This window comes from Streptomyces vinaceus, assembly GCF_008704935.1.
Lineage (GTDB): Bacteria > Actinomycetota > Actinomycetes > Streptomycetales > Streptomycetaceae > Streptomyces > Streptomyces vinaceus.
Map to the genome: position 1 here is coordinate 2,287,846 of NZ_CP023692.1, position 23,359 is coordinate 2,311,204.

The 23,359-nt window shown below is 73.3% G+C and carries 21 protein-coding genes; 5 read left to right on the forward strand and 16 right to left on the reverse strand.

Translation table 11 applies throughout. The annotated features are described in order from the left end of the window. Positions 1-74 precede the first annotated feature (74 nt). The 4 genes from CP980_RS35050 to CP980_RS09925 form a co-directional block, all read right to left on the reverse strand. On the reverse strand, positions 75-242 hold the full coding sequence (locus CP980_RS35050) for a hypothetical protein (protein WP_165937283.1): 168 nt from the start codon (positions 240-242) through the stop codon (positions 75-77). A 189-nt stretch (positions 243-431) separates the two neighbouring features. Continuing rightward, on the reverse strand, positions 432-1,025 hold the full coding sequence (locus CP980_RS09915; protein WP_150527999.1) for a hypothetical protein: 594 nt from the start codon (positions 1,023-1,025) through the stop codon (positions 432-434). A 106-nt stretch (positions 1,026-1,131) separates the two neighbouring features. After that, complete coding sequence (locus tag CP980_RS09920) at positions 1,132-3,381, reverse strand: MMPL family transporter (RefSeq protein ID WP_150528000.1); 2,250 nt, start codon at positions 3,379-3,381, stop codon at positions 1,132-1,134. 224 nt (positions 3,382-3,605) lie between these two features. Beyond that, positions 3,606-4,007: a cupin domain-containing protein gene (locus CP980_RS09925; protein ID WP_165937282.1), complete on the reverse strand. Its 402-nt coding sequence runs from the start codon at positions 4,005-4,007 to the stop codon at positions 3,606-3,608. Positions 4,008-4,067: 60 nt separating this feature from the next. Here CP980_RS09925 and CP980_RS09930 point away from each other — a divergent pair, with 60 nt between their 5' ends. After that, the gene (locus CP980_RS09930) at positions 4,068-4,886 is read left to right on the forward strand and encodes a GNAT family N-acetyltransferase (RefSeq protein WP_150530186.1); all 819 of its coding nucleotides are present in this window, start codon (positions 4,068-4,070) and stop codon (positions 4,884-4,886) included. A 33-nt stretch (positions 4,887-4,919) separates the two neighbouring features. Further along, positions 4,920-5,420, forward strand: coding sequence for a DinB family protein (locus tag CP980_RS09935; RefSeq protein ID WP_150528001.1), 501 nt, complete (start codon positions 4,920-4,922; stop codon positions 5,418-5,420). Positions 5,421-5,509: 89 nt separating this feature from the next. Here the strand turns inward: CP980_RS09935 and CP980_RS09940 are convergent, their stop codons facing one another. After that, positions 5,510-6,244: a siderophore-interacting protein gene (locus CP980_RS09940; RefSeq protein ID WP_150528002.1), complete on the reverse strand. Its 735-nt coding sequence runs from the start codon at positions 6,242-6,244 to the stop codon at positions 5,510-5,512. A 69-nt stretch (positions 6,245-6,313) separates the two neighbouring features. On the opposite strand from CP980_RS09940, the gene CP980_RS09945 reads away from it, so the two are divergent. From CP980_RS09945 to CP980_RS09955, 3 genes are read left to right on the forward strand one after another with little or no spacing between them, the layout of a single operon-like run. Continuing rightward, positions 6,314-8,401 (forward strand): penicillin acylase family protein, encoded by a 2,088-nt coding sequence (locus tag CP980_RS09945; RefSeq protein ID WP_229906909.1) that lies wholly within the window; start codon positions 6,314-6,316, stop codon positions 8,399-8,401. Beyond that, positions 8,398-9,033, forward strand: coding sequence for a GNAT family N-acetyltransferase (locus CP980_RS09950; RefSeq protein ID WP_150528004.1), 636 nt, complete (start codon positions 8,398-8,400; stop codon positions 9,031-9,033). Before CP980_RS09945 ends, CP980_RS09950 begins: the two co-directional genes overlap by 4 nt. 52 nt (positions 9,034-9,085) lie before the next feature. Next, a complete protein-coding gene (locus CP980_RS09955; protein WP_229906910.1) occupies positions 9,086-10,891 on the forward strand; it encodes a protein kinase domain-containing protein in 1,806 nt (601 codons plus the stop codon). Between the two features lie 73 nt (positions 10,892-10,964). On the opposite strand, the gene gatB is transcribed toward CP980_RS09955, so the two are convergent. From gatB to CP980_RS10010, 11 genes are all read right to left on the reverse strand, one after another. Further along, the gene (gatB, locus tag CP980_RS09960; RefSeq protein ID WP_123512419.1) at positions 10,965-12,476 is read right to left on the reverse strand and encodes an Asp-tRNA(Asn)/Glu-tRNA(Gln) amidotransferase subunit GatB; all 1,512 of its coding nucleotides are present in this window, start codon (positions 12,474-12,476) and stop codon (positions 10,965-10,967) included. A gap of 16 nt (positions 12,477-12,492) precedes the next feature. Beyond that, entirely contained in the window at positions 12,493-12,672 is a 180-nt protein-coding gene (locus tag CP980_RS09965) for a hypothetical protein (RefSeq protein WP_229345000.1), read from the reverse strand. Between the two features lie 62 nt (positions 12,673-12,734). Next, a complete protein-coding gene (gatA, locus tag CP980_RS09970; RefSeq protein ID WP_132756956.1) occupies positions 12,735-14,231 on the reverse strand; it encodes an Asp-tRNA(Asn)/Glu-tRNA(Gln) amidotransferase subunit GatA in 1,497 nt (498 codons plus the stop codon). Positions 14,232-14,236: 5 nt separating this feature from the next. Next, on the reverse strand, positions 14,237-14,533 hold the full coding sequence (gatC, locus tag CP980_RS09975) for an Asp-tRNA(Asn)/Glu-tRNA(Gln) amidotransferase subunit GatC (protein WP_007266718.1): 297 nt from the start codon (positions 14,531-14,533) through the stop codon (positions 14,237-14,239). A 135-nt stretch (positions 14,534-14,668) separates the two neighbouring features. Next, the gene (locus CP980_RS09980; RefSeq protein ID WP_373312828.1) at positions 14,669-16,876 is read right to left on the reverse strand and encodes a putative bifunctional diguanylate cyclase/phosphodiesterase; all 2,208 of its coding nucleotides are present in this window, start codon (positions 16,874-16,876) and stop codon (positions 14,669-14,671) included. 398 nt (positions 16,877-17,274) lie between these two features. Next, positions 17,275-19,488 carry an NAD-dependent DNA ligase LigA gene (gene ligA / locus CP980_RS09985; RefSeq protein WP_132756952.1) on the reverse strand — a complete coding sequence of 738 codons (2,214 nt, stop codon included), beginning with the start codon at positions 19,486-19,488 and terminating at the stop codon, positions 17,275-17,277. A 31-nt stretch (positions 19,489-19,519) separates the two neighbouring features. Continuing rightward, positions 19,520-20,503: a methionine synthase gene (locus CP980_RS09990; protein ID WP_132756950.1), complete on the reverse strand. Its 984-nt coding sequence runs from the start codon at positions 20,501-20,503 to the stop codon at positions 19,520-19,522. Then, a complete protein-coding gene (locus CP980_RS09995) occupies positions 20,500-21,189 on the reverse strand; it encodes an SDR family oxidoreductase (protein WP_132756948.1) in 690 nt (229 codons plus the stop codon). The genes CP980_RS09990 and CP980_RS09995 overlap by 4 nt, the downstream gene beginning before the upstream one ends. A gap of 42 nt (positions 21,190-21,231) precedes the next feature. Beyond that, a complete protein-coding gene (locus tag CP980_RS10000; RefSeq protein WP_150528005.1) occupies positions 21,232-21,741 on the reverse strand; it encodes a hypothetical protein in 510 nt (169 codons plus the stop codon). Between the two features lie 115 nt (positions 21,742-21,856). Next, positions 21,857-22,201: a DUF1330 domain-containing protein gene (locus CP980_RS10005; RefSeq protein ID WP_132756945.1), complete on the reverse strand. Its 345-nt coding sequence runs from the start codon at positions 22,199-22,201 to the stop codon at positions 21,857-21,859. Between the two features lie 79 nt (positions 22,202-22,280). Further along, complete coding sequence (locus CP980_RS10010; protein ID WP_132756943.1) at positions 22,281-23,285, reverse strand: GlxA family transcriptional regulator; 1,005 nt, start codon at positions 23,283-23,285, stop codon at positions 22,281-22,283. Between the last annotated feature and the right edge of the window lie 74 nt (positions 23,286-23,359).

Here is a 23,359-nt window from a genome sequence, read left to right on the forward strand (position 1 = left end):
GGAGCCCTGGCCGGCGGCACCGGCCGGGGGTGCGCTTCTCATCACGTGTCAGTCCACCCGGTCCGCGGCGCGGTTCACGCGGCGCGCGTGAAGCGGCTCCGTTGTCCTGTCACCCGCCGTTCGGGTTCCTGGCTGCGCGAGGAGGCGCGGCGCGCCTCCTTGGCCTCCTGGACCCGGCGGTACAGGGCGGCCTCGCGGATGAGGTCGGCGTGGCGGGCGGTGGCGATCTCGTACTCGAACATCTCGTACTCCTCGGTTCGCTCTTCTCGGCACCTCGTTCGGTGTGATCCAAGATTCGCGTCCCAGGGGGTGCCGGCACATCGGGCGCATGCCGCATCTGTACGGGCCGGGGGTCCTTAGGCCGCGGCCGAAGGACCCCGGGTCGGACCGGGAGTGCCTAGGAGGGGGTCCTAGGCGGACGGCTGGAGGTCCTAGGCGGCCTTCGGGAGGGGAGCCAGGATGTCGAAGTACATGAGGCCGAAGAGCAGTACGCCGAGGGCGCCGAGGGCGACGGCGGCCCAGGAGACGGCGCGGACCCAGGTGGGGAGGGTTCGGCCGGGGGCGCCGAAGGCGGGGCGGGCCAGCACGAAGACGGCGAGCAGCAGGGCGAGGGTGGACAGGACGCCGTTGACGAGGGCGGTCATGTGCCAGGCGTCGCCGTACAGGGCATCGATCTTGGCCTCGGTGGTGGCGGCGTTGACCGACTCGATCTGGCCCACGAGGGTCTGGCGCTCGGCGATGACGCGCGAGACCCAGCTGCCGCTGAGGGCGACGAGGCCGAGTCCGGCCGCGACGACGGCGGAGGCCGCGGAGCCGACGCCCTCGGACCTCGCCTCGCTCTCGTCGAGCTCGTCGTGGAGTTCGTCGTCGAGGTCCTCGTCGGTGAGGTCGGCCTCGGGGGCCTGCGCGGCCTCGGCGCCCTCCGCGGCGGGGGCGTCCTTGAGGCCGGCCTCGGCCTCGGCGGCCTGCGGCTCGGCGGTGTCCGTCTCGGGAGCGGTCGGGTCGGCGGTCTTCGTGGTGTCCATGCGGGGCACCGTAGGCGGCTTGTCTGAGAGGTTTCTGAGAAGCCCCCGGCGCCTTCGGGCCGGGCCGGCCGCGGGCCCGGGACCGGGGCCGCGGCGGGGTGGCGGATCAGCGGGACGCGGGGGCCGGCTCGGCGCCGTCCTCGCTGGTGGCGCGGGACGCGGCGGGCCGCTGCGCGGGCAGCGTCGCCCGCCCCCGGCACTCCGGGGGTTCGATGCTGATCCTGGGCAGCCGGCGGTCCAGCCAGGCGGGCAGCCACCAGTTGGCGCCGCCGAGCATGTGCATCAGGGCCGGGACCAGGAGGGTGCGCAGCACGAAGGCGTCGAGCGCGACGGCCGCGGCGAGCGCTATGCCGAACATCGCGATGATCCGGTCGCCGCTGAGCACGAACGCCAGGAAGACCGAGATCATGATGACCGCCGCCGAATTGATCACCCGGCTGGTCTCGGTGAGCCCGACGCGGACGGCCCGGCGGTTGTCGCCGGTCTCCAGCCACTCCTCGTACATGCGGCTGACCAGGAACACCTGGTAGTCCATGGACAGCCCGAAGAGCACCGACACCATGATCACCGGCAGGAAGGGCTCGATCGGGCCGGCGCTGCCCAGGCCCAGCAGCTCGCTGCCCCAGCCCCACTGGAAGACGGCGACGACCACGCCGAAGGAGGAGGCCACGGCCGCGACGTTCATGGCGGCCGCCTTGAGCGGGATGCCAAGGGAGCGGAAGGCCAGCAGCAGCAGGACGCAGCCGAGGGCGATCACCACCCCGACGAACAGCGGCAGTTTCCCGACGATGACGTCGGCGAAGTCGTCGTAGCCCGCGGTCACGCCGCCGACGTGGACGGTCATGGAGTTGCCCTGCCCGGCGGCCGGGATGACGTGCTCGCGCAACGTCGTGACCAGCTCGCTCGTGGCCCGGGACTGCGGGGCGGAATCGGGGATGACGGTCAGGACGGCGGTGTCCCCGCTCCGGTTGAAGACGGCCGGGCCGGTGGCGGCGACGCCTTCGGTCGTACGGAGCGCCTCGGCCAGCCGCTCGACGGCGAGCCGGTCCCCGGCGCCGTCGAGCCGGGAGACGACGGTGAGCGGGCCGTTCACTCCCGGCCCGAACCCGTCGGCGAGCAGGTCGTAGGCCTGCCGTGTGGTGGAGCCCGCCGGGTTGTTGCCCTGGTCGGAGGTGCCCAGGTGGAGCGAGAAGGTGGGCAGCGCCAGGACCACCATGACCAGCGTGGCGACGATGCCGAGCAGCTTGGGGCGGCGCTCCACGAAGGCCGACCAGCGGGCGGCAAAGCCGGTGGGCGTCTCGGGCCGCGGGCCCTGCGCGGCGAGCCTGCGTCGTTCGCGGCGCGAGAGGGCGCGCATGCCGATGTACGAGAGGAGGGCGGGGAGCAGGGTGACCGAGGCGGCGACGGTCAGCACCACCGTGAGGGAGGCGGCGATCGCGACGCCGTTCAGGAAGTTCAGCCGCAGCACCAGCATGCCGAGCAGCGCGATGCAGACGGTGGCCCCGGCGAAGACGACGGCCCGGCCCGTGGTGGCGACGGCCCGTGCCGCGGCCTCCTCGACCGGCAGCCCCCGCATGAGGCCCTTGCGGTGCCGGGTCACGATGAACAGGGCGTAGTCGATGCCGACGCCGAGCCCGACGAGGGTGCCGAGCATCGGGGCGAAGTCGGCGACGGACATGGCGTGCCCGAGCAGGGTGATACCGAAATACGCGGTGCCCACACTGACCAGGGCGGTCGCGATGGGCAGCAGGCTCGCGGCGAGCGAGCCGAAGGCGAGGAAGAGGACCAGGGCCGCAACGGCCACACCGATGACCTCCGCGAGGTGGGCGGAGCGCGCCTCGGTCAGGGCGACGGCCTGCCCGCCGAGCTCGACCTGGAGGCCGTCCGCCTCGGTGGCGGGGTTCTTCGCGGCGTCGACCACGGCCTTGGCCTGCGCCTTGGGCACGGAGTCGGCCGGCCGGTCGAACGTCACCACGGCGTAGGCGGTCCGGCCGTCGGGGCTGATCTGCGCGGCGCTCTCGGGGCCGGGTCCGTAGGGGCCGACGACCGAACCGACTCCGGGGAGCCCGGCGATGGTGTCGAGGGCCTTGGCCATGCGCTGTTCGACGGCGGGAGTACGGACGCTCTGATGCTCCGGGGCCCGCCACACGAGGGTGTCGGTGTCTCCGCCCTGGCCGTGGAAGCCCGCGCGCAGGAGGGCGTGGGCCCGGCTGGACTCGGTGCCGGGGACCTCGTAGTCGTTGGAGAACGCCGATCCGGCGCTCCCCGCGGCCAGGGCGGCGCCGCCGAGGGCGAGCAGCCAGATGAGGACGGCCGGCAGGCGGTGCCGCAGGCACCAGCGCGCGATCACTGCCAACGGACGTGCTCCCTGGTGGTTCGGATCTTTACCGGGGCTGCCCGACGCAAAGACGCTGGAACTCGTGAAGGCCCGGCCGGGACCCGGGGGATCGCCCAGGGACCTGCCGGAGTTCGGCCGAGATCGGCCGAGATGGTCTGCACCGACACGATCCCAGCGTTTGATGATCGTTGGCCCCTTTCGTGTGCATCGTCACAGGGGTCGGGCGCGGTACGGGGCCAAGGTCATCCGCCGGACGGGCCGTTCGCCGGACCGTCCGGTCCGTCGGCCCGGTAGCCGGGGACGGAAGGCCACCTGACGGTGAGCACCACCGCGTCCTCCTCGGCGTACCAGGAGTGGTCCACGCCCCGGCCCCAGACCACGTAGTCGCCCTGTTCGGCGAGGACGACGGTCCGGCCGGGGAACTCCAGCCGGAAGCGGCCGCTGATCAGCACCTGGAGCGCGGTGCGCTCCTCGCCCCGCACCCACCGGGCCCGCTCCTCGCCCTTCGGGTGGACCCCCCACTTGATCTCCACGTCCTCGCTGTGGCGGGGATCGGCGGGGTCCTTGAAGTGGCCGAGGAGCCAGCCGCGGTCGGCGGCGGCGTCCGGGGCGGCCTTGCCGGTGTAGATGGAGTCGTCGTTCACGGGGTGAGGCTAATGCAGTTGTGCGGGCGGGCAGACCGCTGGTGAGCTGGCCCGATGACGATGGATGCTGACGAACTGGCGGACGTACGGGCCGCGTACGACCGGGAGATGCGCCGCGACGCGCGGCCGGACACCGCGGACGCGCGGGTGGAGCGGGCGGGGGCGGTCGTACGGCAGAGCGCGCCGGACGGCGCCGGTGGCGGTCGCGGTGCCGAGTGGAACAGGGTGCTCTGGTCCGACCTCGACGAGGAGACGGCGGACGCGGAGATCGCGGCGCAGGTGGCGTACTTCGCGGGGCGCGGGGCCGGCGAGGTCGAGTGGAAGCTGTACGGCCACGACCGGCCCGCCGATCTCGGGGACCGGCTGCGCGCGGCGGGCTTCGTACCGGAACCGGCCGAGACCCTGATGGTGGGGCGGGCGGACGAGCTCGCCGCGCTGCCGGTGGAGCCGCCCACGGGGATCACCCTGCGGGCGGTGACGGACGAGGCGGGCGTCGACCTGATGGTGGACGTGCGCGCCAAGGCCTTCGGCACCGAGCGCCCGGCCATGCGGCACCTGCTGCTCACCCTGCTGAGGGAGGAGCCGGAGACCATCGCGGCGGTGGTGGCGATGGCCGGGGACACCCCGGTGAGCGCGGCCCGCATGGAGATGCGCCCGGGCGCGTCCTTCGCCGGACTCTGGGGCGGCGGCACCCTGCCGCAGTGGCGGGGCCGGGGGATCTACCGCCTCCTGGTCGCCCACCGTGCCCGGATCGCGGCGGACCGCGGCATCCGCTACCTCCAGGTCGACGCCTCCGCCGACAGCCGCCCGATCCTTGAGCGCCTGGGTTTCGCGACTCTGGGCACGACGGTCCCGTACGTCTGGACCGCAAAGCCGTAGCGGAGGCGGGAGGCTGCGGGGGAAGATCGCCGGATGGAACGTATCGGACCGCCCCTGACCGGGGACGAGCGGGAAACGCTGCGCGCATTCCTCGACTACCACCGGGCCACCCTCGCCTGGAAGTGCGAGGGGCTCACCGACGAGGAGCTCCGGCGGCCTTCGATGCCGCCGTCCACCCTGTCCCTGCTGGGCCTGGTCCGGCACATGGGCGAGGTCGAGCGGCACTGGTTCCGCCGCACCGTGAACGGGGAGGAGCTCCCCCACCTCTGGTCCGACACCCACGACTTCCAGGCCGCCTACGAGGCCTCCGGCGCCACGCGCGAGGAGGCGTTCGCGGCCTGGGAGGCGGAGGTCGCGCACGCACGCCGCATCGAGGCGGCCGCCGAGTCCCTCGACGTGACGGCGTACGTGCCCAGTTGGAAGGAGGACGCCTCGCTGCGCCTCGTCATGCTCCACCTGATCCACGAGTACGCGCGCCACAACGGCCACGCCGACTTCCTCCGCCAGGCCATCGACGGCGCCACCGGAGCCTGACCGCCCGCGCCGCACCCGCCGCACACCCCGCCCCGCCCCGCCCTGCCCCGCACGCCAGACGCCCTGTCCCTCCTGCCCCGTCCCTCCCGTCAGGCCGCGCGCCAGTAGCCCAGGCCGTTCACCCGCTGCTTCGGCAGGGAGAGGTCCTTGCGGAGGTACGCCATCAGCGTGCGCGTCGTGGCGGTGTCGCAGGCCAGCCAGACGTAGGCCGACTCCGGGTCCGCGACGAGCTCCGGGAGCTCCGCCTTGACCTGTTCGACCAGCGCCGCGCCGGCCCGCCCGACCCGCCGGACATCGTGCCGGGCCGGGTCCAGCCGGACCGGGAGGCCGGCGTCCGAGGCGTGCTGGGTCTCCAGCCAGATCGTCGCCGGGGTCTGCGGGTAGGCGTCCAGCAGGGAGTTGATCGCCGGTACCGAGGCCGGGTCGCCGATCACCAGCAGCCGCCGCGGCTCCGGCGCCGGCGCGCTGAAGCCCGTCCCCTGGACGGTGGCCTCGATGGTGTCGCCCGCCTTCGCGGCCCGCGCCCACGCGCTCGCGGGACCCTCGTGGAGGGCGAACTCCAGGGCGAACGTGCCCGCCGCCGGATCCGGGTCGACGAGGGTGTACGCCCGCGTGTGCGGCTTGCCCGCGTTGTCGAACCACAGCCGCACCCACATCGTCGGGTGGAGCGATTCCCCCGCCGCGGCCAGCAGCCCGCCGTCGCTCACGTACACGCGGCGGTAGTGCTCCGTCACCTCTTCCGTGCCCGTGACCGTGAAGGTGAAGTCCTTGCCGCGCAGGAGCCGCAGGACCACGCCCTCCCATCCCTTGCCGACGCCTGCCATGTGCGACCACCCCTCCCCGACGAACCCCTATAGTTAGGGCAGCCTAACCTAATGCACTGGGGGAAGAGTGTGAGCCTTCTGAACGACGCCGCCAACGCCGCCGACGAGCCCTTCGAGCTCTACCGGGACGACTGGGGCATCCCCCATCTGCGCGCCCGCGACGCCGACCGGCTCGCCTACGCCCAGGGCCACGCCACCGCCCTCGACCGCGCCTGGCAGCTGGAGGTCGAACGCCACCGGGCCCAGGGCTCCAGCGCCGCCTTCCTCGGCCCGGACTCCGTCGCCTGGGACCGGTTCGTCCGCCAGGCCCGGCTCGCCGACACCGCCCGCCGCTGCCACGAGGCCCTCGACCCCGGGACCGCCGCCTGGGTCGGGTCCTACGTGGACGGCGTCAACGACGGGCTCGCCCGGGGCGCCGCCCGCGACGAGCGGTTCGCCCGCACCGGGCACACCCCCACCCCGTGGGAACCGTGGGTCCCGCTCGGCATCTGGGTCGCCACCCACATCCTCTTCGCCGGCTTCGCCACCAAGCTGTGGCGCGAGCGCGTGGGCCGCGCCCTCGGGGACGGGGCCGTCACCCTCTTCGCCACCGACGGCCCCGGCACCGCCGGCAGCAACGGCTGGCTGGTCCCGGGCGACCGGACCGCCTCCGGCTCGGCGCTCATCGCGGGCGACCCGCACCGGTTCATCGAAGACCCGGGCGTCTACCAGCAGATACGGCTCTCCTGCCCCGAGTACGACGTCATCGGCCTGGCCGTCCCCGGCATCCCCGGCCTCGGCCACTTCGGGCACACCGGCAGCGCCGCCTGGGCGATCACCAACGCCATGGCCGACTACCAGGACCTCTACGTCGAGCGGCTGCGCCCCGCGGCCGAAGACGGCGCCGTCGAGGCCCTGGGCCCCGACGGCGCATGGGAGCCCGTGCACCGGCACACCGAGACGATCGCCGTCGCGGGAGCCGAGCCGGTGGAGGTGGAGGTCCTGGAGACCGCCCGCGGCCCCGTGATCGTCCACGAGGACTCGGCGGACCAGACCCTCTCGCTGCGCTACCCGCCCCGCGTCCGCCGCGACCTCGGCTTCGCCGTCCTCCCCGCCCTGCTGCGCGCCCGTACCGTCGCCGACATCGACCGCGCGCTCGACGGCTGGGCCGAGCCCGTCAACGTCGTCCACGCCGCCGACACCGAGGGCGGCCTGCTGCACCGCGTGGCCGGCGCCGTCCCGCTGCGCGACCCGGCCAACCGGCTGCGCCCGGTGCCCGCCTGGGACCCCCGGTACGCCTGGCAGGGCTGGGCCCGGACCCCCGCCGAACCCGTGCAGGGCTTCGCCGTCATGGCCAACGCGCGCGGCATCGCCTCGCCGCTCGGCGTGGAGTTCGCACCCCCGCACCGCGCCAACCGCATCCGCGAGCTGCTCTCCGGCTCGGCGCGCTGGTCCGCGAAGGCGATGGCCGACGTGCACGGGGACACCCACCTCGCCTCGGCCGAGCCACTGCTGGCCCTGCTGCCCGCTCTCGACGGCCTCTCCCCCGCCGCGCGGGCGCTGCGCGAGCGGCTGCTGGCCTGGGACCGGCACATGGCCGCCGAGAGCACCGACGCCACCGTCTTCTCGGCGCTGCGGACCGCGGCCGTACGCCGCTTCGCCGCCGATCCCGCGCTCGCCGCCCTGGCGGGGGCGCCGACCGGCCCCGAGGTGTTCCACCCCTGGCTGTACCTGGTCCCCCGCGTCGGCTACGCACTGGAGGGGCTGCTGACCACCCCGCTGCTGCCCGCCCTGGACCGGGCGGCCCACGTACGCGCCGCCCTGGAGGAGACGGCCGCGGCGGACACCCCCGACACCCCGTGGTCGCAGGTGCACCGCCTCGCGCCCTGGTCCGCGCGGCCCGACCCCGATGCCGAGTGGCCCGGGCTCGGCGGCGACCATGACTGCGTGAACGCCACTTCCTCCGTGCCCGGTTTCACCGATCTCAGCGCCCGCGCGTCGGCGGCGCGCTACGTGTGGGACCTGGCCCGCCGCGAGGACAGCCTCTGGGCGGTCCCCCTCGGCGCGGACGGCGTCACCGGATCACCCCACCACCGCGACCAGCTCCCGTACTGGGCTCGGTGCGAACTCGTCCCCGTCGTCACCGACTGGACCCGTCTCACCAAGGAATCCGTATGACCAGCAGCAGCGCGTCCGCCTCCGCCGCCGGCCCCCGGCAGCCCGTGTACACCCAGCGCGTCGAAGGCCTCGGAACGGTCACCCTCACCCCCGTCGACCCCGTCGCCGACGCCCCGCTGATCCACTCCTGGGTCACCGAGGAGCGGGCCCGCTTCTGGGGCATGGGCGAGGCCAGCCGCGAGCTCGTCCAGGAGATCTACGAGGACGTCGACCGCCGCACGACCCACCACGCGTTCCTCGCGCGCCGCGACGGCGAGCCCGCCGCCCTGTTCCAGACGTACGACTGCGCCGAGGACCGGATCAGCGAGTGCTACGAGGTCCAGCCGGGCGACACCGGCGTGCACCTGCTGATCGGCCCGGCGCGCGGCGCCCGCGAACGCGGCTTCAGCGCCGGCCTGATCGGGGCCTTCCTCTCGTACGTCCTCGCGGACGGGACCACCCGCCGGATCGTGGCGGAACCCGACGCCCGCAACGAGAAGGCCGTCGCCCGCCTGGTGCGGTCCGGCTTCGAGCCGGGCCCGGAGGTCGAGCTCCCGGAGATCGACCTGCCCGAGGTCCACCTGCCGGCGAAGAAGGCCCGCCTCCTCTTCTTCGACCCCGGGGCAAACCGACCGTTCCGATTGACCGTGTGATTCCGGCCACGCCAGACTGATGCCCACTCAAAGCATCGGCGCTGGGGGGAAATTGACCAGCCAGAATCTGCACATCGGGCCGGATGCGGCAGCGGACCGCTACCGGCTGCTCCGGTCGATCGGGCGCGGCGGGGAGGCCGTCCTCTATCTCGCGGAGATCGAGCTCGCGGGCGGCAGCGAACCGGTGGTCGTCAAGGTGCTCGACTCCAAGACGACCATCACGCCCGACGATTTCGACCGGATCAGCCGGAGGTGGAACGAGCAGGCCGAGCTCCTGCGCTTCGTGCACCGCCCGGGCGTCGTCGGCGTCCGGGAGCATTTCGAAGGTCCGCCGATCCACCGCTCGGGCGAGTCCGGGACCCTGACGGGCCGGGCCCTCGTCCTCGTGATGAACCACGTCGACGGGCTCGACCTGCGCGACTGGCGCGCCGAACGGAACCTCGCCACGGCCGCCGAGCGGCGCGAGGTGATGCGCACGCTGGAGCAGCTGGCCGACGTCCTGGACTGGCTGCATTCCGGGAAGGCCACCCCGTCCGGACGCCAGGTGATCCACGGTGACCTGTCACCGGGCAATGTGATGGTGGACGGTCACGGGCAGGCCACCCTGGTGGACTTCGGGCTCAGCAAGCTCACCGCCGACCACCAGACGGCCGAGGTGTGGTTCACGCCCGGGTACGCGGCTCCCGAGGTCTTCGACGGCAAGCGCACCCCGGCGGCGGACCGCTACGCCTTCGGGGCCATCGCGTACTTCCTGCTGAGCGGCGAGTCGCCGCCCAACTCCCCGGACCAGCTGGCCCGGGCGATGGCGGCGCTGCCGCAGATCGCGGCGCTGGACGCCGAGCGGCGCGCCCGGATCACCGCCGTCCACGCGGCCGACCCGACGCAGCGGCCCGTCAGCCTGGCCGGCTGGATGAAGGACGTACGGCACGCGGTGGTGTCCACGACCTCCTCCACCTCCCGGCGCGCGGTCCAGGACGCCGTCCCGGCGCCGCTTCCGGCGAAGCCCGCGCTGCCTCCGCAGCCCGCGAGCCCGCCGCCGGCGCACACGCCCGCCCCCGTCCCGCCCGCGCCGACCACCGAGGACGCACACCAGCAGCCCCCGGTACAGCCCCGGCCGGAGCACGTGCCCGCCGGGTACGGTCCGACGTACCCGCTGCACGAGTCCCCGCCGCCGGGGCCCGCAGCGCCCACGCGGCGGCGGGCCGGGATCGTCCTGGGCTCGGTGGCCGCCGTCCTGGTCATCGCGGCGCTCGCCGTGCTCGGCGTACGGCTGCTGGGCGATGACAAGGGCGGGGACCAGGCCGCGGACGGCAAGGGCGGCAGCTCCGCCTCCGACCCGGCCACCCCGCAGGAGGAGACCCCGACGCCCTCCCCCTCACCGAGCGAGAGCGAGAGCGGGAGCACGGACACCGGGACGACCCCCGAGCCCACCGCCAGCGGCACCCAGCCGGGCGGCGTGGCGCCGGACATCAAGGCCGCCGACCTGACCCTGCTGACGCCCATCGCGGGGCTGGGCAACTTCACCGTCGGGGCCGCGAAGATCAACACCAAGCAGTACGGGGCCGCCTTCATCGCGCAGCCGGACTGCAACGACGAGGCGATCACGGAGTTCGACCTCAACCGCGAGTGGAAGCACCTGGAGTTCACCGCGGGGATCGACGACGGCTCCACGCACGAGAAGGGCCGGGTCAGCATCTCGCTCGACGGGAAGCCCGCGGCCTTCTCCGAGCTGGTCGAGCTCGGCAAGCCGGCCACGCGGTCGGTGGACGTGACCGGCGCCCTGCGGCTGCGCGTCAAGGTCGACATGGGCTGCGACAACGGCACCGTGGTCGTCGCCGCACCGCAGCTGACCCGCTGAACGGCGGACGGCCCCGCACCGGAGGTGGACTCCGGTGCGGGGCCGTCGCGTCGTACGGGAGCGACCGCGTGGCCTACTCCGAGACGCCCAGGCGCTCCAGGATGAGCTCCTTGACGCGGGCCGCGTCGGCCTGGCCGCGGGTGGTCTTCATGACCGCCCCGACCAGGGCGCCGACGGCGGCGATCTTGCCGCCGCGGATCTTGTCCGCGATGGCCGCGTTGCCCGCGATGGCCTCGTCCACGGCCGCGCCGAGCGCGCCCTCGTCCGAGACGACCTTCAGGCCGCGCTTCTCGACGACCTCGTCCGGGGTGCCCTCGCCGGCGAGGACGCCCTCCAGGACCTGGCGGGCCAGCTTGTCGTTCAGCTCGCCGGCCGCGACCAGGGCCGCGACGCGCGCGACCTGCGCCGGGGTGATCGGCAGCTCGTCGACGACGACGCCCTGCTCGTTGGCGTTGCGGGCCAGCTCGCCCATCCACCACTTGCGCGCGGCCGTCGAGTCGGCACCCGCCTCGATCGTGGCGACGATGGAGTCCACCGCGCCCGCGTTGAGGATCGACTGCATGTCGTGCTCGTTCACGCCCCACTCCTCGCGGAGCCGGTTGCGGCGCACGCGCGGCATCTCGGGCAGGCCGGCGCGCAGCTCCTCGACCCAGTCGCGGGCCGGGGCCACGGGGACCAGGTCGGGCTCCGGGAAGTACCGGTAGTCCTCGGCGTTGTCCTTGATGCGGCCGGCCGTGGTGGAGCCGTCCTCCTCGTGGAAGTGCCGGGTCTCCTGCACGATCGTGCCGCCGGACGACAGCACGGCCGCGTGGCGCTGGATCTCGAAGCGCGCGGCGCGCTCGACGGAGCGCAGCGAGTTGACGTTCTTCGTCTCGCTGCGGGTGCCGAACTCGGACTCGGGGGTGGGGCGCAGCGACAGGTTCACGTCGCAGCGCATCTGGCCCTTGTCCATGCGGGCCTCGGAGACGCCGAGCGCCTTGATGACCTCGCGCAGCTCGGCGACGTACGCCTTGGCGACCTCGGGGGCCCGCTCGCCCGCGCCCTCGATCGGCTTGGTGACGATCTCGATGAGCGGGATGCCGGCGCGGTTGTAGTCCAGCAGGGAGTGGGACGCGCCGTGGATGCGGCCGGTGGCGCCGCCGACGTGCAGCGACTTGCCGGTGTCCTCCTCCATGTGGGCGCGCTCGATCTCCACGCGGAAGATCTCGCCGTCCTCCAGCTGCACGTCGAGGTAGCCGTTGAAGGCGATCGGCTCGTCGTACTGGGAGGTCTGGAAGTTCTTCGGCATGTCCGGATAGAAGTAGTTCTTCCGGGCGAAGCGGCACCACTCGGCGATCTCGCAGTTCAGCGCGAGGCCGATCTTGATGGCCGACTCGACGCCGATCGCGTTCACGACGGGCAGCGAGCCGGGCAGACCGAGGCAGGTGGGGCAGGTCTGCGAGTTGGGCTCGGCGCCCAGCTCGGTCGAGCAGCCGCAGAACATCTTGGTCCTGGTGCCGAGCTCGACATGGACCTCAAGGCCCATGACGGGGTCGAACGAGGCGAGAGCGTCCTCGTACGACAGCAGTTCGGTGAAGGTGGTCACGGTGAAACTTTCCCTCTCAGCCCAGCAGGACGTCGTCGTCGCCCAGGCGCTTCAGCTCGCGGTACAGGATCGCGAGGCCGGTGACGATGGCGGCGGCGGACACGACGGCGTCGACGAGCTTCAGCGTGTCGTGCTCGGTGCGGGCCTTCTTGACCTGCTTGATCACGCCGAGGGCGCCGAAGGCGGTGGTGCCCATCGACAGGTACGTGCCGGTCTTGGACTTCTTGAAGCCCTTGGCCTTGGACAGTGCACTGGTGCTCACAGGGACGGTGCCTCCTCAAGCAGCGGGTGACCCCAGCGTGCGACGAAGGCCGCCTCCACGGCGGCGCCGACCTTGTACAGCCGGTCGTCCTTCATCGCCGGGGCGATGATCTGCAGCCCGACCGGCAGGCCGTCCTCCGGCGCCAGGCCGCACGGGAGCGACATGGCGGCGTTGCCGGCCAGGTTGGTCGGGATGGTGCACAGGTCCGCGAGGTACATCGCCAGCGGGTCGTCGGTGCGCTCACCGATGGCGAAGGCGGTGGTCGGGGTCGTCGGGGAGACGATCACGTCGACCTGCTCGAAGGACTTCTCGAAGTCCCGGGTGATGAGCGTGCGGACCTTCTGGGCGGAGCCGTAGTACGCGTCGTAGTAGCCGGAGCTCAGCGCGTACGTACCCAGGATGATGCGGCGCTTGACCTCGTCGCCGAAGCCGGCTTCGCGGGTGAGCGCGGTGACGTCCTCGGCGGACCTGGTGCCGTCGTCGCCGACGCGCAGGCCGTAGCGCATGGCGTCGAAGCGGGCCAGGTTCGAGGAGCACTCGGACGGCGCGATCAGGTAGTACGCGGCCATCGCGAGGTCGAAGGAGGGGCAGTCCAGCTCGACGATCTCGGCGCCCAGCTCCTTGAGGAGCTCGACGGACTCGTTGAAGCGCTGGACGACGCCGGCCTGGTAGCCCTCGCCGGCGAACTGCTTGACGACGCCGACGCGCATGCCCGCGACGGAGCCGTTGCGGGCCGCCTCGACGACCGGCGGGACCGGGGCGTCGATGGAGGTGGAGTCCATCGGGTCGTGGCCGGCGATGACCTCGTGCAGGAGCGCCGCGTCCAGGACCGTACGGGCACAGGGACCGCCCTGGTCGAGGGAGGAGGAGAAGGCCACCATGCCGTAGCGGGAGACGCCGCCGTACGTGGGCTTCACGCCGACCGTGCCGGTCACGGAGGCGGGCTGGCGGATGGAGCCGCCGGTGTCCGTGCCGATGGCGAGGGGGGCCTGGAAGGCGGCCAGCGCGGCCGCGGAGCCGCCGCCGGAGCCGCCGGGGATGCGGGTGAGGTCCCAGGGGTTGCCGGTGGGCCCGTACGCGCTGTTCTCGGTGGAGGACCCCATGGCGAACTCGTCCATGTTGGTCTTGCCGAGGATGACGACGTCCGCTTCCTTGAGCTTGCGCGTCAGGGTGGCGTCGTAGGGCGGGATCCAGCCTTCGAGGATCTTCGAACCGACGGTGGTCGGGACCCCGACGGTGGTGAAGATGTCCTTGAGGGCGAGCGGGACGCCGGCCAGCGGGCCCAGCTTCTCGCCGCGCTCGCGCTTGGCGTCGACGGCGCGCGCCTGGGCGAGGGCGCCCTCGCGGTCGACGTGCAGGAAGGCGTGGACCTTCTCGTCGGTCGCGTCGATGCGGGCCAGGTGGGCCTCGGTCACCTCGACGGCCGTGAGCTCGCCGGAGGCGATCTTCTCGGCGGTCTGCGCGGCAGTGAGCTTGATGATCTGGTCAGTCATGGTTGTTAGTCCTCCCCCAGGATCTGCGGCACCTTGAAACGCTGCTGCTCCTGGGCGGGAGCGCCGGAAAGCGCCTGCTCGGGGGTGAGCGACGGACGGACCTCGTCCGCGCGCATGACGTTCGTCAGCGGCAGCGGGTGGGAGGTCGGCGGGACGTCTTGGTCGGCGACCTCGGAAACGCGGGCGACCGCGCCGATGATGTCGTCGAGCTGTCCGGCGAAGTGGTCGAGCTCTTCGCTCTTCAGTTCCAGACGTGCCAGCCGAGCGAGGTGGGCGACCTCCTCGCGCGTGATGCCAGGCATGCAGCGATCCTCTGGGGGTGGTGAGTGTGTAGTTTCGTGCCCAATCCTATGGGGCGGGGCCCCGGACCCACGAAACCGTTTGCCGCCGGGGGGCCGCCGCGGCCCCCCGTACCCCTCGCTGCGCGCCGTGCCGGGCTACTGGGCCGGGGTCTCCGCCGGCGCCGCGGCCGGGGAGGCCGACAGTTCCGCCGTGATGTCCGCCGGGCGGCGCCAGCCGCGCTCGCCGCGGGCCAGCAGCCAGGCCGTGGCCTCCTGCGGGGGCATCGCGGCCGCGACCAGCCAGCCCTGGACGGCGTCGCAGCCCAGGTCCCGCAGGCGTTCCCAGGTCTCGTCGTCCTCGACGCCCTCGGCGACGACGAGCAGCCCCAGCGAGTGCGCCAGGTCGACGGTGCAGCGGACGATCTCCGCGTCCTGGGCGTCCACCGCGAGCCGCGCCACGAACGAGCGGTCGATCTTCAGCTCGCTGACCGGCAGCCGCCGCAGGTGGACCAGGGAGGAGTAGCCGGTGCCGAAGTCGTCGAGGGACATCTTCACGCCGTGGCCGGTCAGGCCGGCCATGGTGTCGGCGGCCCGCTGCGGGTCCTCCAGCAGGACGTGTTCCGTTATCTCCAGCTGGAGACCGCTGGCCGGGACCCCGTGCCGGGCCAGCCGGGCCGCGACGGCGCCGGCGAAGCCGGGGGTGTGGACGTCGCGCGGGGAGACGTTCACGGCGACCGGGACCTTCAGTCCCTGCGCCCGCCAGCGCGCCACCTGGGCGAGGGCGGTCTCCAGCACGTACTCGGTGAGGTGGGGCATCAGCCCCGAGGTCTCGGCGATGGCGATGAACTCGTCCGGCGAGACCCGGCCGCGCTCCGGATGCACCCAGCGCACCAGGGCTTCGAGCCCGGCCACCTGGCCGTCGAAGCGGACCTTGGGCTGGTAGTGGAGTTCCACCTCGCCGGCGTCGAGGGCGCGGCGCAAATCTCCCAGGAGGCCTAGGCGGTCGGGCGTGTTGCTGTCGCGCTTGGACTCGTACACCTCCACGCCGGTGCGGTCCCGCTTCGCCTGGTACATCGCGACGTCGGCGCGGCGCAGCAGCCCCTCCGCGTCGAGGGCGTGGTCGGGGAAGACGGCGAGTCCGGCGCTGGCCTCCAGCACGAGGGTGAGCCCGTCCAGGTCGAGGGGTGAGCTGAGCTCGGCGACGAGGTGGCGGGCGACCCGCTGGGCGCTGGTGGTGGAGTCGGCGACGGGCAGGAGTACGGCGAACTCGTCGCCGCCCAGGCGCGCGGCCTCGGCGTCCTCGGGCAGGGCCTGGCGGAGCCGGTCGGCGATCTGGAGCAGCAGCCGGTCTCCGGCGAGGTGGCCCAGCGTGTCGTTGACCGCGCGGAAGCGGTCCAGGTCGATCAGCACAAGAGCTGACCGGGTGCCCAAACGTTCAGCCTCGTCCAGAGCGGACCAGGCCCGCTCCAGCAGCCACTGCCGGTTCGGCAGCCCGGTCAGGGGATCGCGCAGCTGTTCCTCGGCGCGCGCCCGGGCGATCCACAGGGTGGAGTCCAGGGCGATCAGGGGTACGGCGAACAGCGGCAGCAGCACCGGCTGCGTCACGGCGACCACGCAGATCAGCGGCGCGATGCCGAGCAGGGCGACCGCGACTAAGGCCTGGCGGAGCAGGGCCGTGCGGGCGACGGTGGGCAGGGAGCCGCCGCGCGGGGTCTGCGCGAGCCAGAGCAGGGCCTTGGTGACCAGCAGGTAGGCGAGGGCCACCAGGACGATCTCGGGGACCGCCTCCAGCCCCCAGGTGGTGGGCCGCCAGGGGGTCTCGACGGTCGGCGCCTCGCCGAACGCGGCGAGGACGAGCGCCCCGGCCCCGATGCCGAGGATGTCGGTGGCTCCGTGCAGCAGCCCCTGCCGCCAGCGGTGCCGGCGCGCGGCCCCGACCAGGGAGACCACCGCCAGCGAGACGAGTCCCGCGGGCACCCAGCCGTAGAGGACGAGCACGCCGAGGGTGAGCGCGGCGCCCGAACCGGTGCCGCCCCACCAGCGGTCACGGCCCAGCGCGACGAGGTGGCCGACGATGATGCCGGTCAGCAGGGCCAGCGCCCAGCCGACCGGGCCGCCGGGGAACAGGGCGTGACGCTCGCTCAGCGCCGAGACGATGCCGATCGCGAGGACGACGGCGGACAGGCCCACGACGACGAACGGCAGCACGGTGCGCTGCGCCGCCGCTCTGCCCGGTCCCGCGCCGTAGTCGAGCGGGTGGGTGTCCGGCGTCCTGCCACCCAGGACACCGAGCCGGCCCGCCCGCATGGACGGGATCTCCCCGCCGACATCAGGTGACGGGTCGGCGCTTTCGGTGGGTTTCATGCCCGTCCCTCTCACAGCCGGCAATGCCGATGCCACGCGATGGCCCCGATGTCATGCCATCACGGCCGGAAGCGCATCACGCAGCCGTGCACGACAGGCGCCCCCCTCAACAGTAGGACGCGGGAGGCCCTCAGGGGCAGCGGTCGGCGGCGGTTGCCCGAATGCGACCCAGCCATCCTCATCAGTACGGTATCCGCCGAACGGGTGAGTTTGGACCAGGACTCCCGGGTCACCCATCCGATGATCCGACAGGCCGCCGCCCCGCGAACAGCCCTGTACCGGCCTTTTACCACCGGGAGTTGCGCCTGGCGTGCGCCCGCCCGTACGGCCGCACACCACGCATCCGTTCGCCTTCGCCACTCCTCCCGGTACGGCACCCGCGTGTCGGCCGGGGCGCGTTACTCCGCCGCGGCGCCGCCGTCCACCGGAAGCGCCACCTCGCGCGCCGCGTCCGGGCCCTGTTCGAGCAGCACCGCGAAGCCCGCGTCGTCGAGGACGGCCAGTTTCAGCTGCACCGCCTTGTCGTACTTGGAGCCCGGGTTCTCGCCGACCACGACGAACGAGGTCTTCTTCGACACGGATCCGGTCACCTTGGCGCCGCGGCTCTGCAGGGCCTCCTTCGCTCCGTCGCGCGTGTGGCTCTGCAAAGTTCCGGTGACCACGACGGTCAGGCCCTCCAGCGGGCGCGGCCCCTCCTCCTCGCCGGAACCCTCCTCCTCCATCCGTACCCCGGCCTCGCGCCACTTGCGCAGGATCTCCTGGTGCCAGTCGACGGCGAACCATTCCTTGACCGCCGCCGCGATGATCGGCCCGACGCCCTCGGTGGCGGCCAGCTCCTCCTCGGAGGCCTGCTCGATCCGCTCGATCGAACGGAACTCGCGGGCCAGGGTCTGCGCCGCGACCGGGCCCACGTGCCGGATGGAGAGGCCGTTGATGAAGCGGGCCAGCGGGCGCTCCTTGGCGGCCGCGATGTTCTCCAGCATGGCCAGGGCGTTCTTCTTCGGCTCGCCCTTCTGGTTGGCGAAGACCGTGACGATCTTCTCCTCGCCGGTCTTCGGATCACGCTTGGGCAGCCCGCTGTCGGCGTCCAGGACGTACGCCTTGATGGGCAGCAGCTGCTCGATCGTGAGGCCGAACAGGTCGCCCTCGTCGCGCATCGGCGGCTCGGCCGGCTCCAGCGGGTTGGTGAGCGCGGCCGCGGCCACCGCCCCGAAGTTCTCGATGTCCAGACACTGGCGGCCGGCCAGGTAGAACAGCCGCTCGCGCAACTGGGCCGGGCAGGTCCGCCCGTTGGGGCAGCGGAGGTCGATGTCGCCCTCCTTCATCGGCCGCAGCGCCGTCCCGCACTCGGGGCACTCGGCCGGCATGACGAACTCCCGCTCGGTGCCGTCGCGCAGGTCCACCACCGGGCCGAGGATCTCGGGGATGACGTCGCCCGCCTTGCGCAGCACCACGGTGTCCCCGATGAGCACGCCCTTGGCCTTGACGACCTCCTGGTTGTGCAGGGTCGCGAACTCGACCTCCGAGCCCGCCACCGTCACCGGCTCCACCTGCGCGTACGGGGTCACCCGGCCGGTGCGGCCGACGCCGACCTTGATGTCGATCAGCTTGGTGTTGACCTCTTCGGGGGCGTACTTCCAGGCGATCGCCCAGCGCGGGGCGCGGGCCGTGGAGCCGAGGCGGCCCTGGAGCGGGATCTCGTCGAGCTTGACGACCACGCCGTCGATCTCGTGCTCCACCGAGTGCCGGTTCTCGCCGAAGTAGGCGATGAACTCGCGGACCTCGGCGAGCGAGGACACCGCCTTGTTGTGCCGGGCCGTGGGCAGGCCCCACTCGCCGAGCAGCTCGTAGGCGTGGCTGAGCTTGTCGATCTGGAAGCCCTCGCGCGCACCGATGCCGTGCACCACCATGTGCAGCGGGCGGCTGGCGGTCACCTTCGGGTCCTTCTGGCGCAGCGAACCGGCCGCCGCGTTGCGCGGGTTGGCGAAGGGCTTGTCGCCGGCCTCGACGAGCCGGGCGTTGAGCTCCTCGAACTTCTCCATCGGGAAGAAGACCTCGCCGCGGATCTCGACGAGATCGGGGATCCGGTCGCCCTTGAGGCGGTCCGGGATGTCGGCGATGGTCCGCACGTTGGGCGTGATGTCCTCGCCGGTGCGGCCGTCGCCGCGGGTGGCGGCGCGGGTCAGACGGCCCTTCTCGTAGGTGAGGTTGACGGCGAGGCCGTCCACCTTGAGCTCGCACAGGTAGTGGAAATCGGGGGTGTTGACGTCCCGGGCCACCCGATCGGCCCAGGCCGTCAACTCCTCCTCGTCGAAGGCGTTGTCGAGGGAGAGCATGCGCTCCCGGTGCTCGACGGACGCGAAGTCCGTCTCGTACGCCCCGGCCACCTTCTGGGTGGGCGAATCGGGCGTGCGCAGCTGCGGGTACTGGTCCTCCAGCGCCTCCAGCGAGCGCAGCAGCTTGTCGAACTCGGCATCGCTGACGACCGGCTGGTCGTTCACGTAGTACCGGAAGCGGTGCTCCTCGACCTGCTCGGCCAGCAGCGCGTGCTGCTCGCGCACCGCCGCCGGTGCGGCCGTGCCGTCGCCGGCCTGCTTCTGTTCGGCTGCCATGCCGTGTCCTCCCGTGGCCCGTCTGTTTCCGTCACTCAGGGTTGTCGGCGAGCGACCTCGCCGCCTTGACGCAGTGCGCCTGCGCGGCGCGCGCGTAGGCGGGCGAGGCGCCCGCCAGACCGCACGCCGGGGTGACCACGACGGACTCCGCCAGAGTCCCCGGGGCCAGCCCCAGCCTGCGCCAGAGCTTCCTGACACCCATGACGCTACCGGCAGGGTCCGACAACGGGGCGTCGGTGCCCGGCACCACTCCGACGAAGAGTTTCGTACCGCCCTCGACGGCCTCGCCGACGGCGTCGTCCTCGCGCTCGGTGAGCAACGAGAAATCGAACGACACCCCCGTGGCGCCGGCCCGCCGGAGCAGTCCGAAGGGCACCTCGGGCGCGCAGGAGTGGACGACGACCTCCCCGTCGTGGACGGCGAACAGCTCGCGCAGGGCGCCCTCGACGACCTGCCGGTCGACGGCCCGGTACGTGCGGTACTTGCTCGCGGACCGCACGCGCCCCAGCAGCACCGCGGTCAGCGAGGGTTCGTCGAGCTGGAGCACGATCTCGGCGCCGGGGATCCGCTTGCGAACGTCGGCGAGGTGCTCGCGCAGGCCCTCCGCGAGCGACCCGGCCAGGTCGCGGCAGGCGCCGGCGTCCTGGAGGACGGCCTCGCCGCCGTGCAGTTCCAGGGCGGTGGCCAGGGTCCACGGGCCGACGGCCTGGACCTTGAGCCTCCCCTCGTACCCCTGGGTGAACTCCTCCAGCGCGTCGAGGTCCTCGCCGAGCCAGGACCGGGCCCGCTTCGAGTCCCGTCCCGGGCGGTCGCTGATCCGCCAGCCGCTGGGTTCGACGTGGGCGTACATGTCGACGAGCAGCCCGAGGGAGCGGCCGATCATGTCCGCACCCGGCCCGCGCGCGGGCAGCTCGGGGAGGTACGGGAAGTCCTCGAAGGACCCGGTGGCGGTCTTCGCGGCCTCGCGGGCGTCGCCGCCGGGGAGCGAGCCGACGCCGGTGGCGGCCGCGGTCATCGGCCGGGCCTGACGCTCAGGTCGTTGACCTCGGCGTCGCGGGGCAGGTCCACGGCCATCACGATCGTGGTGGCCACGGACTCGGGGTCGATCCAGGCGGCGGGGTCGTACTCCTTGCCCTCCTGCGAGTGCACCTTGGCCTGCATGCCGGTCGCGGTCCGGCCGGGGTAGACGGAGGTGACGCGGATGCCGTTCGGCTTCTCCTCGGCGCGCAGCGAGTCGGCGAGGGCCTTCAGCCCGTGCTTGGAGGCGGCGTACGCGCTCCAGTCGGCGTGGGCGGTCAGGCCGGCGCCGGAGTTCACGAAGACCACGGTGGCGCGGGAGGCGCGCAGGGTGGGCAGCAGCAGGCGGGTGACCTCGGCGGGGGCGATCAGGTTCACGTTGAGCTGCTGGTGCCAGGTCTTGGGGCGCAGTTCGCCGACGGGGCCGAGGTCGACGATCCCCGCGATGTGCAGGAGCGAGTCGATCCGCTCGGGGACGGGCTGCTTGGAGAAGGCCCACGACAGCCGGTCGGGGTCGGAGAGGTCGCCGACGAGCGCGCGGGAGCCGGGGTAGCGCTCGACGAGCTGCTTGCCGCGGGCGGCGTCACGGGCGAGCAGGACGAGGTCGTCGCCACGGGCGTGCAGCCGGGCGGCGACGGCGGCGCCGATGCCCGCGCCGGCACCGGTGATCAGGTGAGTAGCCATACGCCCCATGCTCGCACCCCCGCAGCGCCCTCCCGGCCCCGGTCAGGGGCGGGCGGCCGCGCCGTGGGCGGCCTCGATCACCGCCCGGGCGTCGGCCGCCTGCCGGGCACTGACGGCGGGGGCGAAGCCCTGGCCGACGGACATGCGCGGGTGCGCCGCGACGAGCCGGGCCCGCGCGTCGGCCCGCGGCCCGGACCACCGCTCCAGGGCCTCGCCGCGTACGTCGGCCGGCGCGGCGGCGCGGTCCGGCACGGGCGGGGCGAAGCGCCCGCCGGCGGCCCGGACGTGCTCGGTCCAGCGGTCCTCCCAGAACTCCACCGTCCAGCCGGGCCAGCGGGCGGCGACGTCGCGGCCGTGGGCCCGTGCCGCGGTCAGCCACCAGCCGACCCGGCGCCGCTGCGGGTCGACGTGGACGCCGGCGTCCGCGTACAGCCGGTGGCTGCCGTGGTCGGGGGCGCCCCGCAGCCGGTCCAGCAGCGCCGGTCCCTCCTCTACGGGGTGGTCGTGGACGGCGGCGAGCACGTGGCAGCGGCCGCCGCCGACGGTGACCACCGCGACCAGCGGATCGCACTCGTCCAGCCGAGGTCCAGCCCCGCGGCGCCGTAGGAGGGGCGGTGGCGGGTGGGGCCGCCGGGGGCGCGGAGTACGAAGGCGGCTCGGTTGGCCGTCAGAGGCCGGCTTCGGCGCGCAGGGCCGCGGCCGTCTTCGTGGCGTCGTAACCGGCGGGGACGCCGTCGGCCAGGATGACCTCGCCCGGGATGTGGTCCGTGCGCAGCGGGAGGATGGCCCGGTAGGCGTCGGAGGCGTACCAGGCGCGGGCGCGCTCCATGTCCGGGAAGGCGATCACGACGACCGTGCCGGAGAAGGGGCCCTCCAGGACCTCGACCTCCCTGCCGTGGACGAGGAAGCGGCCCTCGAAGGGGTCCATCGTCGACTGGATCTCCTCGATGTAGCGGAGGATGTCCTCGTTCATGGTCTCGGGGCGTATGTGGGCTATGGCGTAAGCGGTCATGGCGTACGGCCTCCGTCCGGATCGGGGTGGTGCTCCGATCCTGCCAAGTACCGCACCACCGGGGCCATGACCTCCGGGGTCATGCCCCGACGGGAACCGCGCTGCCGGGCACCGCGCTGCCCGGCCGGAACGTGCGGCGGTAGGCGATCGGGGAGATGCCGAGGGCGGTCCGCATGTGCTGGCGCAGGGAGTTGGCGGAGCCGAAGCCCGACCGGTGCGCGACCAGGTCCACCGGCAGATCGCTGGACTCCAGCAGCTGGCGGGCGACTTCGAGGCGCTGGACGGTCAGCCACTGCACCGGGGTCATGCCCACCTCGTCACGGAAGCGCCGGGTGAAGGTGCGCAGGCTCATCCGGGCGTGGGCGGCCAGCTCGGCCAGGGTGACCGGCTCCGCGAGCCGCTCCAGGGCCCAGGCGCGGGTGGCGGTGGTGGTGGCGACGGTGGGCTCGGGGACGGGCCGGTCGATGTACTGGGCCTGCCCGCCGTCCCGCCACGGCGGTACGACGCACAGCCGCGCGGCGCGGTTGGCGACGGCGGTGCCGTGGTCGGCGCGGATCAGGTAGAGGCACAGGTCGATGCCGGCGGCGACGCCCGCGGAGGTGAGCACGGTCCCGTCGTCCACGAAGAGCACGTCCTCGTCGAGCAGGACGCGCGGGAAGGCCCGCCGGAACTCCGGCGCGTGCACCCAGTGCGTGGTGGCGCGCCGCCCGTCGAGCAGTCCGGCGGCGGCGAGCACCTCGGAGCCGGTGCAGATGGAGACGGTCCGGGTGCCGGGCCGGACGGCGGCGAGGGCGTCGGCGAGGGCGGGCGGCAGGGGCTCGCCGCGCAGCAGGCCGGGCATGGCGTGGGTGGGCGGGATGATCACGGTGTCGGCCGCGGCGAGGGCCTCGGGGCCGGCCGTGACGCCGATCGTGAAGCCGGCGTCGCTGGTCACGGGCAGGCCGTCGGCGGTGCAGACGGTGACCTCGTACAGGGCGTCGCCGTCCGCCGTGAGGGCGTTGCCGAACACCCGGGACGGCATCCCGAGCTCGAAGGGGGCCACGCCTTCGAGGGCGAGTACGGCAACACGGTGCAGAACGGACATGGCCAAATCCTGTCACATGGTGGCCGTACGGCCAACACCATGCGGGGGCGGACCGAGCCAAGCTGAGGTCACCG